Annotated in this window: 12 protein-coding genes; 11 read left to right on the top strand and 1 reads right to left on the bottom strand. The window is 60.8% G+C overall.

Annotated features, from left to right (window positions below; translation table 11 throughout):
* Window positions 1-9 precede the first annotated feature (9 nt).
* Window positions 10-3072, bottom strand: coding sequence for a SusC/RagA family TonB-linked outer membrane protein (locus tag BUE15_RS07780; RefSeq protein ID WP_073282791.1), 3063 nt, complete (start codon window positions 3070-3072; stop codon window positions 10-12).
* A gap of 942 nt (window positions 3073-4014) precedes the next feature.
* On the opposite strand from BUE15_RS07780, the gene BUE15_RS07775 reads away from it, so the two are divergent.
* The 11 genes from BUE15_RS07775 (at window position 4015) to phhA (ending at window position 15632) form a co-directional block, all read left to right on the top strand.
* Window positions 4015-5475 carry an alpha/beta hydrolase gene (locus BUE15_RS07775; RefSeq protein ID WP_073282789.1) on the top strand — a complete coding sequence of 487 codons (1461 nt, stop codon included), beginning with the start codon at window positions 4015-4017 and terminating at the stop codon, window positions 5473-5475.
* Window positions 5476-5805: 330 nt separating this feature from the next.
* Entirely contained in the window at window positions 5806-7227 is a 1422-nt protein-coding gene (locus BUE15_RS07770; protein WP_073282786.1) for an anthranilate synthase component I family protein, read from the top strand.
* A 47-nt stretch (window positions 7228-7274) separates the two neighbouring features.
* Window positions 7275-7841 carry an anthranilate synthase component II gene (locus tag BUE15_RS07765; protein WP_073282783.1) on the top strand — a complete coding sequence of 189 codons (567 nt, stop codon included), beginning with the start codon at window positions 7275-7277 and terminating at the stop codon, window positions 7839-7841.
* Between the two features lie 85 nt (window positions 7842-7926).
* The gene (gene trpD, locus BUE15_RS07760) at window positions 7927-8919 is read left to right on the top strand and encodes an anthranilate phosphoribosyltransferase (protein WP_073282780.1); all 993 of its coding nucleotides are present in this window, start codon (window positions 7927-7929) and stop codon (window positions 8917-8919) included.
* A gap of 46 nt (window positions 8920-8965) precedes the next feature.
* Window positions 8966-9778 carry an indole-3-glycerol phosphate synthase TrpC gene (gene trpC / locus BUE15_RS07755; RefSeq protein ID WP_073282777.1) on the top strand — a complete coding sequence of 271 codons (813 nt, stop codon included), beginning with the start codon at window positions 8966-8968 and terminating at the stop codon, window positions 9776-9778.
* Window positions 9779-9789: 11 nt separating this feature from the next.
* Window positions 9790-10452, top strand: a complete 663-nt coding sequence (locus BUE15_RS07750; RefSeq protein WP_073282774.1) for a phosphoribosylanthranilate isomerase — start codon at window positions 9790-9792, stop codon at window positions 10450-10452.
* 27 nt (window positions 10453-10479) lie between these two features.
* On the top strand, window positions 10480-11676 hold the full coding sequence (trpB, locus tag BUE15_RS07745; protein WP_073282771.1) for a tryptophan synthase subunit beta: 1197 nt from the start codon (window positions 10480-10482) through the stop codon (window positions 11674-11676).
* 104 nt (window positions 11677-11780) lie between these two features.
* Window positions 11781-12560, top strand: coding sequence for a tryptophan synthase subunit alpha (gene trpA / locus BUE15_RS07740; RefSeq protein ID WP_073282768.1), 780 nt, complete (start codon window positions 11781-11783; stop codon window positions 12558-12560).
* A 32-nt stretch (window positions 12561-12592) separates the two neighbouring features.
* Entirely contained in the window at window positions 12593-13606 is a 1014-nt protein-coding gene (gene aroF / locus BUE15_RS07735; protein WP_073282765.1) for a 3-deoxy-7-phosphoheptulonate synthase, read from the top strand.
* 279 nt (window positions 13607-13885) lie between these two features.
* Window positions 13886-14632: a phenylalanine 4-monooxygenase gene (locus BUE15_RS07730; RefSeq protein ID WP_073282762.1), complete on the top strand. Its 747-nt coding sequence runs from the start codon at window positions 13886-13888 to the stop codon at window positions 14630-14632.
* Window positions 14633-14876: 244 nt separating this feature from the next.
* Complete coding sequence (phhA, locus tag BUE15_RS07725) at window positions 14877-15632, top strand: phenylalanine 4-monooxygenase (protein WP_244535912.1); 756 nt, start codon at window positions 14877-14879, stop codon at window positions 15630-15632.
* Window positions 15633-15662 lie beyond the last annotated feature (30 nt).

Genomic DNA, 15662 nt, shown 5'->3' with positions numbered 1-15662 from the left:
GCGGGAAGTTTAGAAGCTGACGTTCAGGCCCAGCGTGATGGTACGTGGGCGGGGGTAAATAACATTGTCGATGCCGACGTTGGAAACCTTGCCGCTCGTATCGAAGCTGACGATTTCAGGATCGATGCCGGAGTAGTTGGTGATAACGAACAGATTCTGAACAGCTAAAGACAGGTTCAGGTTCGCAGTTTCTTTGTACAGATTGCCCACGTTGTAACCCACCGTCAGGTTTTCCATGCGCAGGAACGAGGCATTCTCCACGTAGTAGTCGGAGAAGTACTGCGGCGTGCCGAAACCGGAGTCCAGGGCTTCGCGGGTCGTGTTGTTGATAACGCCATCGGAGCCGCCTACCGGGAAGAAGGAGCGGGAGCGAATGTTGTTGTACACGTAGTTGCCCAGGTTGGCGCGCAGCGTGAAGGCCAGCGAGGCTTTGCCGTAGCTGAGGTTCGAGCCGAAGCCCAGCGAAGCACGCGGTACCGGCGACTTGTAGCGGTACTTGTCCCGGTCGTTTACCACGCCGTCACCGTTCAGGTCGGCGTACACGCCTTCCAGCGGCTTGCCATCCTGGCCGTATACCTGCTTGAACACATAGAACGTGTTCGGGGTGTAGCCAACCGAGTTGATCTGCACGTTGTTGCCGGTGCCGCCCGTAATGCCGCCCACGGCGTCGCCGAGGTAGGAAGCGTCGGTCGAGTTGGTCAGCTCCGTTATTTCGATGCGGTACGCGGTGGCGTTGGCGTTCAGCGTCCAGTTCAGTTTCTCGCCCCGGATGATGTCTACGTTCACGGAAGCTTCAATGCCCTGGTTTTCGAGCGAGCCAACGTTGGTAGTCAGCTTGTTCGACAGGTTAGAGCCGCCGGGAATGAACACGTTGTTGAGCAGGTCCTTGGTTTTGCGCGAGTACACGTCAACGGCACCGTACACGCGGCCATCGAAGAAGCCGTAGTCCAGACCCAGGTTATAGGTAGTGGTGGTTTCCCACTTGATGGGCTCGTAGTAAGCCGCGGCGCGCAGCGTGTTGTAGTACGTGTCGCCGAACGGATAGCGGGCCGTCTGTTCGCTGAGGGTGTAGCGGGCCAAGTAGGGGTACAGGTCGCCGCCGATATCCTGCTGGCCGGTCTGGCCCACGCCGGCGCGCAGTTTCAGGTCCGAAATGGTCGTCGACTCCTTCAGGAAGTCTTCGCCCTTGATGCGCCAGGCAATGGCACCGGAGGGGAAGTAGCCCCAGCGCTGGTCATCCTTGAAGCGCGACGAGCCGTCGGCACGCATGGTAGCCGTCAGCAGGTACTTGTCGTTGATGTTATAGTTGGCCCGGCCGAAGAACGAAATCAGCACGTAGCGCGGGTCGCGGAAGTTTTTACCGCTGCTCAGGGTCGGAGCCGCCGTCAGCACGGTGCCATCGGCCAGGTTGCTCGAGAAAACGTAGTTTTTGTCTTCGAAGCTCTGGTAGGAGTGGCCGGCCAGCAGGTCCAGGCGGTTGTTGCCCATCTGCTTGGAGTAGTTCAGGTAGGCTTCCAGAATGCCGTTGTTTTTGTCCTGGGCGTACTGGTTGTTCTGGCCACCGCGCGAAATCACATTGCCCGAGGCGTCATTCACCTGGTCGTTGTAGTTGGAGGCGGCGTTGGGCAGAATGAGCGTCGTGCCGCGGCCGCGCTGGATGTCGTAACCCAGGTTCAGGTTGGCGCGCAGGCCCTGCAGGAACGGCAGCTTGTAGTCGAGCTGAATGTTACCGATGCTGCGCTTCACGGTGCTCCGGTCGCGCTTCTGCTCCAGCAGACCCACCGGGTTGCGGGTAGCCAGCGTATTGAGCACGGTCTGGCCGTTGTCTACTTTCGTGATTTCCGTGAAGCCGCCGAAGGGGCTGCCGTTGCGGATGGTTTTGGTTGGGTCGTAGAATACGGCGGCGCCCACTGCGTCCTGGTTCGAGAAGTTGTTGTCGATCCAGGCACCTTTGATGTTCACGTCAATTTTCAGGTTGTCGTTGAACAGCAGCGGCGAGAAGCCGATAGAGGCCGTGTTGCGCTTGAGGTTGTTGTTCTTGAGCAGGCCTTCCTGCGACAGGTAGCCCACGGAAGCACGGTACGGCACTTTGCCGGCCGAGCCGGTGATGCTCAGGTTGTTGTCCGAAGTCCAGGAAGTGCGGTACACTTCGTTCTGCCAGTCGGTGTTGGCGTTGGAGTCGGTGTTGAGCAGGGCTTTCTGCTGGGCGTTGCCGCGGGTGTTCACCAGGTTGCGGAACTCATCCGCGTTCAGCACGTCCACAAACTTCACGGCTTCGGCGCGCGAAAGCTGCGTGCTGAAGTTGACGGTGGTTTTCTCGCCCTGCACGCCTTTCTTGGTCGTAATCAGGATAACGCCGTTGGAAGCGCGGGAGCCATAAATAGCAGTGGCCGACGCATCTTTCAGCACCGTCACGCTTTCAATATCGTTGGGGTTAATCAGCGACAGGGGGTTGGCCGTGCCCGACAGGCCGCGGTTGTCCACGGGCACGTTGTCAATCACAATCAGCGGGTCGTTGGAAGCCGTCAGCGAAGCACCACCGCGGATGCGGATAGAGGCACCGGCGCCCGGCTGGCCGCTGGCCGTCGTAATCTGCACCCCGGCCACTTTGCCCTGCACCAGCTGCTCGGGGTTGGTAATCTGGCCTTTCACGAACTGGCGCGAATCAACCGTCGTTACCGAGCCCGTCACGTCCTGCCGGCGCTGCGTACCGTAGCCAATTACTACGGCCTCGTTTAACAGGGTGGTATTTTCGTTCAGTGTAACACCGGGTACTGCCGTGTTCTGGCCGGCCGTCACCGTCACCGGAATACGGCTGGTGGTGTAGCCCACAAAAGACACAACCAGCGTCCGGGGGCCTGCTGGCACGTTCTGGATAGAATAGGTGCCATCCGAGTTGGTAGAGTTGCCGAGGGAGGTACCTTCAATCAGAACGGTTACGCCTGGCAGCCCTTCGCTTTTCTCATCGACGACGCGGCCACTCACGGAACCAGTCTGAGCGAATGCAGCGGTAAACCCGGCACAGACGAACAGTAGCAGAAACAATAGTTTCGCCAGGTATGGGTGTTTCATTGAAAAAGGGTTAGGAGTGAAATGGATTTTTCCGGTCTGACCGGAGTGGGAATTAGGGGCGCTCCTTGCGAGAAAGCTCGTTGTCAAAACGGAGGTAACATGGTTTTGCACAGTCCGTTTTAGGTTACTACAGCATCACTAAATCGTTAGGGAACTATACAAGTTAACCCCCCGCACCCGACAATTACAATGGGTGCAGTAGGCGAAACGGTATAGTGATAATTGGACTATGATACCGAAAAGTTGCCCGGCATCTGCCAAGCTGCTCAAGAGTTGGTACGCGCATAGCTGCGAGGGTAGCTCTTGCTTGCCCACTTCTCTCAAAAAAAGTCCCCTCAGTCAGGCAATAAGCTGAAATAGCCCGGGAATAATCGTTATTTTGCGGCCGATACGGGGGCAAAAAAGCGGTGTTATATTGACCGATTAGCTGCTGTGGGTAGAACGTGCGAGTGAACAGGGGAGAAGTTCGGCAGTCTTTGGCATCGTCTCGTATTTAAATTTATCTGCGGTATAGTGAAATTTACGCCATCTATTGAGGCTCTGGAAGTCTGGTGGAGTAGATTTATCTGACTTGCCAGTATTTGCAGGGGCAAGTAGTTGTCTTGACTCAGACTGTCAATATAGCACCGGCTGCAGCAGGGCGATTTTCCGGATTCCTTGCCCACTGTTTTGCATATATCTCAGGCAAATGTAAGTAGCTGGTCCTGCTGGCCTGCTCCGTGGTGAGTAGATCCTAACGAGTAGGCGCCGTAACCCGGGCCGCACCGACGCAACTCAGTCAGTATTACGGTTTCACAATGCTTTTCCCGGAAAAATACAGACACTGAAAATGGGATAAATTCGAATTCAAGCCGATGATTTAGCGTTTTGAAGCGTTGCTAATTTTGAAAAACCGGTGCTGTATTTGCCGGAGTGTGCGTGTACTCACCTACCCCTTATGTAATGAAGAACCTGTTGGCGGGAGCCTTGCTGCTAAGCCCCGGGTTTGTACTGTCCCAAACAGTGCTGCACCTGACAACTATTCCGGCCAACACGCCCCGCACCGATACGCTGTATCTGGCGGGGTCCTTCAACCAGTGGAATCCCGCCGATGCAGCGTACCGGTTGCTGCGCCGTCCGGACGGCACCTATCAGTTTCGGTTTCCGGCCGCCAGTCCCGGCACTGCGGAGTTTAAAGTCACGCGTGGAAGCTGGAGCCGGGTAGAAACCGACTTGCAGAACGCCGATATTGCTAACCGGCAGGTGAACCTTGCCAGCCGGACGGCCACCATAGAGCTGCAGGTTGCCAACTGGAAGGACCTGGCCGGTGGCGACAAGCCCTGCAGTAGTACAGCCCTGCAGCCCAATGTGCAGGTCGTCGGCACTGCATTCGAGATTCCGCAGCTGGGCCGCACGCGCCGCGTGTGGGTGTATCTGCCTATGGGCTACAATCCGCGCAATTACGCGCGCCGCTATCCGGTGCTGTACATGCACGATGGGCAGAACGTATTCGACGCCTGCACCAGCTTTGCGGGAGAATGGGGCGTAGACGAAACGCTTAGCCAGCTACAGCGCCAGAATCCGGCCAGTGCCTGCATTGTAGTAGCCGTAGACAACGGCGGCGAAAACCGGCTGAACGAACTCTCGCCTTGGCAGAACGCTGCGTACGGCGGCGGGCAGGGCGAGGCCTACGTGGATTTTCTGGTGCACACGCTGAAACCGTACATCGATGCCCGGTATCACACCCTCACAGCCCGCGAATTCACGGGTATTGCGGGCAGCAGCATGGGTGGCCTCATTTCGACGTATGCCGCGCTGCAGCACCCGTTGGTCTATAGCAAGGTCGGGGTGTTTTCGCCGGCTTTCTGGTTTGCCGAAGATTCATTGCGGCGCTACATCCAGCACCTCCAGCCCCGGCCGCCCAGCCAGCAAACAGCCTACTATTACGTGGCCGGCGCCCAGGAAAGCGAAACCATGGTACCGCTGCTGCACCAGCTGCAGGCGGCTGTGCAGCGCACCGATTCGCTTACCACGAGCAGCCAGGTGCAGGTGCGGCCCGATGGCCGGCATGCCGAGTGGTTCTGGCGGCGCGAGTTTCCGGCGGCCTTTCAGTGGCTGGCCGCGCAGCATACGGGTAGCAAAGGCGGCCGGGCGTTGCGGTGGGCTGCCTGGCTGGAGGCCGGTACGCGCCAGTTGCGCTTCGCCGCCGACAGTGCCCAGAACTACCGTGGCAGGATCGAAGTCAGGGTGTACAACCGCGAAGAAAAGCAGGTGAAGCGCAGCACTCAGGCCGCGGGCTCTACGCTGGACCTGAGCCGGCTGCCTGCCGGCGAATACCGGCTGCTACTGCAGCAAAAGCGTCGTAATGGCGGCCAGCCGCCGGCCCAGTGCCAGCAGTTGCTGAGCTTGCCGCCGACGAAATAATGTCAGACGATAATTGCTGAATTAGCAACAGGTTGTAATGCGGGTTGGAGAAATGTCAGAGAAAAATGGCTGTCTTTGCCATATTTTCTGAAAACCTGTTTTACCTTTGACCCGTTCAACGCCCCAATACTCATATCTGGCAATGACTTTTTCGACGACGCAGCATGCTTGGTGGTGGCCCTACGGAGAATCCGGACGGGACAACCTGTGCGTGCGCTGAAGCCTCGAAATACCTCTTCGCACTGACTCTACAGAAAGCCCGGCCACCTAGCCGGGCTTTTTTATTGCCCGGCGCTGCGTGCCTCCCCTCACTTTCACCCAGCTCCCCCAATGCACACCTACCAGCTCCATACCCGCCACCTGCGCGTGCTGGCCGACACCGTAACGCCGGTGGGCCTCTACCTGCGGCTGCGCGACCGATACCCCAACTGCCTGCTGCTGGAAAGCTCCGACTACCATGGCCAGCAGAATGCCTTCAGCTACCTGGCTTTCGATCCGCTGGCCAGCTTTGAGGTGCGCGGGCAGCAGCTGACGCTCACGCTGCCCGACGAAACCACTACCACCGAAGCCCTGACCGAGCCCGGCGCCGCACTGGCCCGGCTGCAGGAGTTTGCCGGCAGCTTCCAGACCACGGAAACCGGCTTTGATTTTATCCGCGGAGGACTGTTCGGTTATATCGGCTACGAGGGTGTGCAGCATTTTGAAGAGCTGCAGCTGAATCCGCAGAAGCAGCCCGCCGGCCAGATCCCGGACATGCTGTACCGTACCTACCGCTACGTCATTGCGCTCAACCACTTCCGCAACGAGCTGCACGTATTCGAGCACACGCTGGCCGGAGAGGAGCCTGATGAGGACGGCCTGACCCGCCTGGCCCATCTCATCCGCAGCCCCTCATTGCCCGACTACAGCTTCACGCTGGCCGAAGAGGAGCAAACCAACCAGACGGATGAGGAGTTTCTGCGGGTGCTGGCGGCCGGGCAGCAGCACTGCCACCGCGGCGACGTGTTCCAGATTGTGCTGTCGAGGCGCTTTCAGCAGGGCTTTCTCGGCGACGAGTTCAACGTATACCGCGCCCTGCGCTCCATCAACCCCTCGCCGTACCTGTTTTACTTCGACTACGGCAACTTCAAGATTTTCGGGTCGTCGCCCGAAACCCAGCTCCTGATTAAAGGCCGCGAAGCCAGCCTGTTTCCTATTGCGGGCACCTTCCGCCGCACCGGCCACGATGCTGAGGACGCTGCGCTAGCCCAGAAGCTGGCCGCCGACCCCAAGGAAAACGCCGAGCACACCATGCTGGTAGACCTGGCCCGCAACGACCTGGCCCGCCACGGCGACAATGTGCGGGTGAAAACCTTCCGCGAAATCCAGTTCTACTCGCACGTCATTCATCTGGTGAGCGAGGTGAATGCCACGCTGGCTCCAACGGCCAGCCCACTGCAGGTGGTGGCCGACACGTTTCCGGCCGGCACGCTTTCCGGGGCGCCCAAGCACCGCGCCATGCAGCTGATTGACGCGCTGGAGCCCACCGCCCGCGGCTACTACGGCGGTGCCATCGGCCACCTGGGCTTCAACGGCGACTTCAACCACGCCATCATGATTCGCTCGTTCCTGAGCACGGCCAGCCAGCTGTATTTCCAGGCCGGGGCCGGGGTAGTGGCCGCTTCCGACATTAACTCGGAGCTGCAGGAAGTGCATCACAAGCTGGCCGCTCTGCGCCGCGCGCTGCAGGAAGCCGAATCGGTTGGGGGCTAACCGTTAATAAGTAGCAACCAGCAGCAGACCATCACCTACCAACACCCATGAAAATCCTCGTCCTCGACAACTACGATTCCTTCACCTACAACCTCGTGCAGGTGCTGCGGGAGCTGGGGCATACGGATAATGTCACGGTCATCCGCAACGATAAGCTGGCGCTGGACGACGTGGAAGCCTACGATGCCGTGTTGCTTTCCCCGGGGCCGGGCCTGCCCGCCGAGGCGGGACTGATGCCCGAAATCATCCGGCGCTATGCCGGTTCCAAGCGTATGCTGGGCGTGTGCCTGGGGCATCAGGGCCTGGCGGAAAGCTTTGGCGGCGAGCTGTATAACCTGCCTGACGTGCTGCACGGCATTGCTACCGATGCCGCCGTAGTAGCCGACGACCTGTTGTTCGAGGGCCTGCCCCGGCAGTTCAAAGTAGGCCGCTACCATTCCTGGAGCGTGCGGCCGGAGTCGGTGCCGGCGGAGCTGGAAGTAACCGCCCTCGACAGCAACGGGCAGGTGCTGGCTTTCCGCCACCGCCGCTACCACGTGCGCGGCGTGCAGTTCCATCCCGAGTCCATTCTGACGGAGCACGGCCACCAGATGCTGCGCAACTGGCTGTCCTGAATCTGGTCAGGCAGTGGCTGCCAGTGGTAGCTCTCATTTCAACAATAAGCCAACAGCTGCTGGCTGGTAGCCAGCAGCGCGCCATATGAAACACCTTCTCAACCAGCTGTTCGAACAGCAGCTCCTGACCCACGCCGAAGCACGCGAAGCTATGCTGCGCATCGGGCAGGGCGAAGCCAACGCGTCGGAAATGGCAGCCTTCATGACCGTGTACCGGATGCGGCCTATTTCGGTGCCGGAGCTGGCCGGCTTCCGCGACGCGCTGCTCAGCCTCAGCCGCGACCCGGCGCTGGGCACCCACGACACCATCGACATCGTGGGCACCGGCGGCGACGGCAAAGACACGTTCAATATCAGCACGCTGGCCTGCTTTGTGGTGGCTGGCGCGGGCTACCAGGTTACCAAACACGGCAACATCGGGGTGTCGTCGGTGTGCGGCTCTTCGGATGTGCTGGCGCAGCTAGGCGTGACCTTCGAAGCCAGCAACGACGACCTGAAACGGCAGCTGGAGCAGGCTGGCATCTGCTTTCTGCACGCGCCCTCGTTTCATCCGGCTATGCGCCATGCCGGTCCGGTTCGGCGCGAGCTGGGCGTGCGCACCTTCTTCAATATTCTGGGTCCGCTCGTGAATCCGGCCCGGCCCCGCTACCAGGTGGCCGGCACGTTTAGCCTGGAGCTGCTGCGCCTCTACCACTATCTGCTGCAGCAAACCGACACGCGCTACGCTGTAGTACATGCCCTGGATGGCTACGACGAACTTTCGCTGACGGCCACGGCCCGGCTTGCTACGCCTGAGGGTGAGCGGGTAGTGGCCGCCGCTGACCTGGGCCTTAGCGCCCCGCAGGCCGCCGAGTTGGCAGGCGGCCGGACAGCGGCTGAGTCGGCGGCCATCTTTCTTGCGGTGCTGGAAGGCCGGGCCACGCGCGCCCAGCGCGACGTCGTGACGGCCAATGCGGCGCTGGCCATCAGCTGCCGGGAGCCGGGCTTCAGCTTCGCCGACAGCCTGGCTGCCGCGCAGGAGTCGTTGGACTCGGGGCGGGCCCGGCAGGCACTGCGGCGGCTGGTAGAGCTGCGCTGACGCCGCCACTACCGCCTGCCACATCACACCTTTTCTTTTCTGCATCATGACAATTCTCGATAAAATCATTGCCCATAAGCGCCAGGAAGTGGCCGAGCGCCAAAGCCTGGTGCCCGTGCGGCGCCTGGAGCAAAGCCCCTACCTGCAGGCCCAGCCCCTGAGCCTGAGCCGCTACCTGCTCCGCGACGACCTCAGCGGCATCATCGCCGAATTCAAGCGCAAGTCGCCCAGCAAGGGTGTCATCAATGCCCACGCGCCCGTGGAGCGCACCACGCTGGGCTACATGCAGGCCGGCGCGGCGGCGCTTTCGGTGCTGACGGATACCGAGTTTTTTGGCGGGCGCAACGAAGACCTGACCACGGCCCGGCGCTTCAACTTCTGCCCGATTCTGCGCAAGGATTTCGTGCTCGATGAGTACCAGATTCTGGAAGCCCGCAGCATTGGCGCCGATGCGGTGCTGCTGATTGCCGCCGCCCTGACCGGCGCGGAAGTGCTGCGCCTGGGCCGCTTCGCCAAAAGCTTAGGCCTGGAAGTGCTGCTCGAAATCCACAATGAGGCGGAGCTGGACAGCGCCCTGCACCCCGACGCCGTGACGCTGGTGGGCGTCAACAACCGCAACCTGCACGACTTCTCCGTCAGCCTCGACACGTCCGGGGAGCTGGCCCGCCGGATTCCGGCCGAATTCGTGAAAGTGACGGAAAGCGGCCTGACTTCGGCCGCCGAAATCGAAGCGTTGCGGGCCGTAGGCTACCGCGGCTTCCTGATCGGGGAAACCTTCATGCGCCATAGCCGCCCCGAAAAAGCCTGCGCCGCACTGGTGCAGCAGTTGCGGGCTACTGAGGCCATCACCCTGATGTAGGTTCCGCCACCATGTCTGACTTGCTCCACTCTTCTGCTCCGCAGCCTACTCCTTATATAAAGGTGTGCGGCATGACCGAGCCCGCCAACCTGGCGGCCGTGGCAGCCCTGCGCCCCGATTTTCTGGGCTTCATCTTTTACCCGCATTCCCGCCGCTACGTGGGGGCTCAGTTGAGCAAGCTTAAGCTGGATCAACTGCCTGCAGGCATCCGGAAAGTGGGCGTGTTTGTGGATGAGACTACCGCTCAGATTCGGGCGCGGGTGGCAGAGTTTGGGCTGGATATGGTGCAGCTGCACGGCCACGAAACCCCGGCCCAATGCGCCGAGCTGCGGCAGGCCGGCATTCCCGTTATCAAGGCGTTTGGCGTAGGAGCGGAGTTCGACTTCGCGCAGCTGAATCCTTACGTAGGGCAGGTCGACTACTTTCTCTTCGACACCCAGGGCAGGCAGCCCGGCGGCAACGGCACTGCCTTCGACTGGGGGCTGCTGACGCGCTACCGCCTGCCGGTACCGTATTTTCTGGCGGGTGGCCTTGCGCCGGAGCACGCCCCCGTTCTGCGGAACCTGCAGCTTCCCGGCCTGTTTGCCCTGGACCTGAACAGCCGCTTCGAAACCGCGCCCGGCCTGAAAAATACGGATCTGCTGGGCCGGATGCTGAACACGCTGCGTCCCTAATCACCCCGAAATTCTGCGACAGAAACCATGAGCACAACCTATCAGCAACCCACAGAGCGCGGCTACTACGGTCAGTTTGGTGGCGCCTTCATCCCGGAAATGCTTTATCCCAACGTGGAAGAGTTGCGCGAAAACTACCTCGCCATCCTCGCCGACCCGGAGTTTCAGCAGCAGTACCAGCTGCTGCTGCGCGACTACGTAGGCCGGCCCACACCGCTGTTTGAGGCCAAGCGGCTGTCGGCGAAATACAACACGCACATCTTCCTGAAGCGCGAAGACCTGTGCCACACCGGTGCCCACAAGGTCAACAACACGGTAGGCCAGATTCTGCTCGCGAAGCGGCTCGGCAAAACCCGCATTATTGCCGAAACCGGAGCCGGCCAGCACGGCGTAGCCACGGCCACCGTCTGCGCCCTGATGGGCATGCAGTGCATTGTATACATGGGCGAGGTGGACATGGAGCGCCAGAAACCCAACGTGTACCGCATGCGCCTGCTGGGGGCCGAGGTGCGCGCCGCCATGAGCGGCAGCCGTACCCTCAAAGACGCCACCAACGAAGCCATTCGCGACTGGATCAGCAACCCCGTGGACACGCACTACATCATCGGCTCGGTGGTGGGGCCGCACCCGTACCCCGACCTGGTGGCCCGGCTGCAGGCTGTTATTAGCGAAGAAATGCGCAAGCAGCTGCTGGAAAAGACCGGCTCCGAGCTGCCCGACTACGTGGTGGCCTGCGTAGGTGGCGGCTCCAACGCGGCCGGCGCGTTCTACCACTTCCTGGAAGAGCCTGCCGTGAAACTGGTGGCTGTGGAAGCGGCCGGACACGGCATTCATTCGGGGCACTCGGCTGCCACCTCGGTGCTGGGCAAGCCGGGCATTATTCACGGCTCCCGCACGCTGCTCATGCAGGACGAAGACGGTCAGATTACCGAGCCTTATTCCATTTCGGCGGGCCTCGACTACCCCGGCATCGGGCCGCTACACGCTTTCCTGGCCGATGCCGGGCGGGCGCGCTTCATCAGCATCGAGGACGAAGATGCGCTGAAAGCAGTAGCCGAATGCAGCCGGCTCGAAGGCATTATTCCGGCCCTGGAAACGGCGCATGCCCTGGCCGTACTGGGCCAGCTCGGAGCCGGCCCCGACGACGTGGTAGTGGTAAACCTCTCCGGCCGCGGCGACAAAGACCTGGAGACCTATGTCAAGTACGCCGACTCCATGCTGTAGCCTTTTCACGCAGGATTTCGCAGTGGTTGCCGCCGGGTTTCGGAGTGGCCGTTCACTGCGAAGCTCTGCGCCACCCACTGCGTGACACTGCGAGAACTTAACGTATGAACCGAATTCAACAGGCTTTCCAGAAGAAAGGAAAAGGCCTCCTCAACATCTACTTCACGGCCGGCTACCCGCGCCTGCACGATACGGTTCCTCTTATCCAGGCCGTGGCCGCGGCCGGTGCCGACCTGATTGAAATCGGGATGCCGTTTTCGGATCCGCTGGCCGACGGGCCGGTGATTCAGGCCAGCAGTACGGTGGCTCTGCGCAACGGCATGAACCTGCGCGTGCTGTTCGACCAGCTGCAGGGCATCCGGGAGCTGGTGCCCGACACGCCTATTCTGCTGATGGGCTACCTGAATCCGGTGATGCAGTTCGGCGTGGAAAACTTCTGCCGCAAGGCTGCTGCCGCCGGAGTAGATGGCGTGATTCTGCCCGACCTGCCCCTCGACGACTACGTGCAGGAGTATCAGGAAATTTTCCGCCGCCACAGCCTGCGGCCGGTGTTTCTGGTGACGCCCCAGACGGCCCCCGCCCGCATCCGCCGCATCGACGAGCTGACGGACTCTTTCCTGTACCTCGTGTCGGGGCCGGGCACTACGGGCGGCCAGAATACGCAGGCTGAGGGCGTGCAGGAAGCCTACTTCCAGCGGATTGAGGACATGCAGCTGCGCAATCCGCGCCTCATCGGGTTCGGCATCAGCGACAAAGCTTCGTTCCGGCAGGCCTGCCGCTATGCCGAAGGCGCTATCATCGGCTCGGCCCTCATCCGGGCTCTGGAAGACACCGAAGACGCCCCGGCCGCGGCTCAGCAGTTTGTCCGCTCGGTACTAGCCTGAGTCGGTTCTCCCTCATTTGCTTCTCTTTTGACATGATCATTCAACTCGAACCAACTATTTCAGAAGCCGCTAAAGCGGAAATTCTGGCGCAGATCAAATCCCTCAGCTACAAAGCCACCGAAGTAAAAACCCAACGGGCGCACTATCTGGTAGCCATTGGCAAAGCCGAAGTAGACCTGCGGACGCTGGGCCAGCTGCCCGGCGTGCTGGACGTGCACCGCGTGTCCGACGACTACAAGCTGGTGTCGCGCAAGTGGCGCGTGCGCCCCACCGTCCTCGACCTCGGCGACGGAGTCCGGATCGGGGAGGGGAGCCTCACGCTGGCGGCCGGCCCGTGCAGCATCGAGAGCGAAGCTCAAATGGAGCTGATTATGCGCCACCTCGTGGAAAATGACGTGCGCATCATGCGTGGAGGCGTGTTTAAGCCCCGCTCGTCGCCGTACTCGTTCCGGGGCCTGGGCATGGATGGCCTGAAACTGTTCCATCAGATGGCGCGGGCCCACGGCATCAAGATAGTGACGGAGGTAATGCAGGTGTCGCAGGTAGAGGAAATGCACGACTACGTGGATGTATTCCAGGTGGGGGCCCGCAACACCCAGAATTTCAACCTGCTGGATGCGCTGGGCGGCGTCGATAAGCCCGTGATGATCAAGCGCGGCATTTCGGGCACCATTGAGGAGCTGCTGTCGTCGGCGGAGTACGTGTTTTCGGGTGGCAATGAGAAGCTGATCCTCTGCGAGCGGGGCATCCGCACCTTCGAAACGGCCTCGCGCAACACCCTGGACCTGAATGCAGTGCCTATTCTGAAAGAAAAGACGCATCTGCCCGTCATTGTGGATCCGTCGCACGGCATCGGCATCCGCGAATATGTGCCCGCCATGGCTTTGGCCGGCGTGATGGCCGGCGCCGACGGCATCATCTACGAAGCCCACGAAAAGCCTGAGGAAGCCGCTTCCGACGGTGCCCAGACGCTCAGCTTCCCGGAATCAGCGCGCCTGATCCGCAACCTGCGCAAAGTGTATCAGCTGCGCCAAGAGCTGGAATAGCCGGCGGGCAGCAGCCCGAAACGGCAAGTGTTGCTGAGCGGCTTAAGCAAAAAAAGCCCGCATCGATACCGATTATTCGCAAAGTATTCTATATTTGCCCCACCATGATGCTACTAACCGCAACGCGTGCCTATCGTAATTCCTTCTGCCCCATGCAGACAGGAGTCGGGCTGTTTTGCCGGTATCGAAGCTAGACGCGCATCATGCAACTACTTCTCTGAAACCTCAAGATAAGCCCGACTCCTCCCAGGAGCCGGGCTTTTTTTCTGCCCTTTTTCTATGGTACAGCAACACTACAACCGGTATACCGCCCAGGACCAGCTGGTCTGGAAAGTATTGTTCGACCGCCAGACGGCGCTTCTGCACAAGCGGGCCTGCTCAGCGTTCTGGCAGGGCCTGGCGGCGGTAGGCTTCCACCGCAACGCCATTCCTGACTTCGCGGAGGTAAGCGGCCGCCTGCAGAAAGCCACCGGCTGGCAGCTGGAGCCGGTAGAGGGCATGCTCAACGATGCCGAGTTCTTCGGGCTGCTGGCTCAGCGCAAGTTCCCGGCCACGGTCTGGATCCGGTCGATGGAGCAATTCGACTTCATTGAGGAGCCAGACCTGTTCCACGGCGTGTTCGGGCACGCGCCCTTGCTCATGGATCAGGGTTTCGCCGATTACCTGCAGTTTTTGGGGCAGGTGGCGGTGCAGCACCTCGATGATGCGGCGGCACTGGCTCGTCTGGAGCGCCTGTACGGCTTCACGGTGCAGTTTGGGCTGGTGCAGGAGCGGGGTGAGGCCCGGATGTACGGCGCCGGCCTGCTGTCGTCGTCGGGCGAGATTCATCAGTGCAGCGGCGACGAAGCGCGCCGTCTGCCCTTCGACCTGGCCACGGCCCTGCAGACGCCCTACAGCGAGCTGCAGCTGCAGGAGCAATATTTCGTGCTCAGCAGCTGGGACCAGCTCACCGAAAGCGTGGCCGAGTTGTCGGCGCTGCTGGCTTCGGGCTGGCAGCTGGAGCCGGTTGGGCAGGCCTCAGAATAACCCTAACGCCGCCAAAGCCTCATTACGGGGCGCCATGCTTCCGCCTGATTACCTGTTACTCGTCTGACTACATGATTTTGATGACTGCCCGATATTACGCTTATGCCTATTACGCTTCCCTGGGAAGCGGAGCGGCCAGAGCGTGTCCGGGCAGGTAAAACCAGTGCCCTCCGACATTTTCCAAGCCTGTCTTCGCTCCGCGGAGGCAGGCTTTTTCTTTTTCCTCACTTTCTCTTTTTACCGTATGATGACTGCATTTGCCCCGGCGGCACCCTCTGTTCAACACTTTCTGGCCCAGGACTATAGCCACTACACCGCCGCCGACCAGCACGTATGGCAGCTGCTCTTCGACCGGCAGATGGCGCTGCTGCCGGGCCGGGCTTCGGATGCTTTTCTGGACGGTATTCGCCGCATCGGCTTCACCCGCGAGGCAATTCCGGATTTCCGACAGGTAAACCCTCTGCTGCAACAGCTGACCGGCTGGGAGTTGGTGGTAGTGCCCGGCATCGTAGACGACATGGTGTTTTTTGGGCTGCTGGCCGAGAAGAAGTTTCCGGCGACTACCTGGCTGCGCACCTTGGAGCAGCTCGACTACCTGGAGGAGCCCGACATGTTTCATGACGTGTTCGGGCACCTTCCGTTGCTGACCGATGCCGGATTTGCCGACTTTCTGCAGCGCCTGGGCGAGGCGGCGGTGCACCACTCTCTGCGCTGGCCCGGCAACCTGGAGCTGTTTACGCGCCTGTACTGGTTTACCGCCGAATTTGGCCTGATTCAGCAGCCCGACGGCCTGCGCATCTACGGGGCCGGCCTGCTTTCCTCACACGGCGAAGTGCGGTTTAGCCTGGGCCAGGAGCCGGTTCGGCTGCCTTTTACGCTGGATGGCGTGCTGGAAACGCCGTTCGAGAAAGACAAATTTCAGGACCTCTACTTCGTGCTGGACCATATGGAGCAGCTTCCGGAAAGTCTGGCGCAGCTGCAGGCGCGGCTGCTGGAATAAAGGCCTGGTACTAGGGGTTGTGCTGCCAGG

The sequence above is a fragment of the Hymenobacter psychrotolerans DSM 18569 genome (genome assembly GCF_900142395.1).
Lineage (GTDB): Bacteria > Bacteroidota > Bacteroidia > Cytophagales > Hymenobacteraceae > Hymenobacter > Hymenobacter psychrotolerans.
Note: the sequence above shows the minus strand (reverse complement) of the source record. Positions and strands in the feature narration are given on the sequence as shown.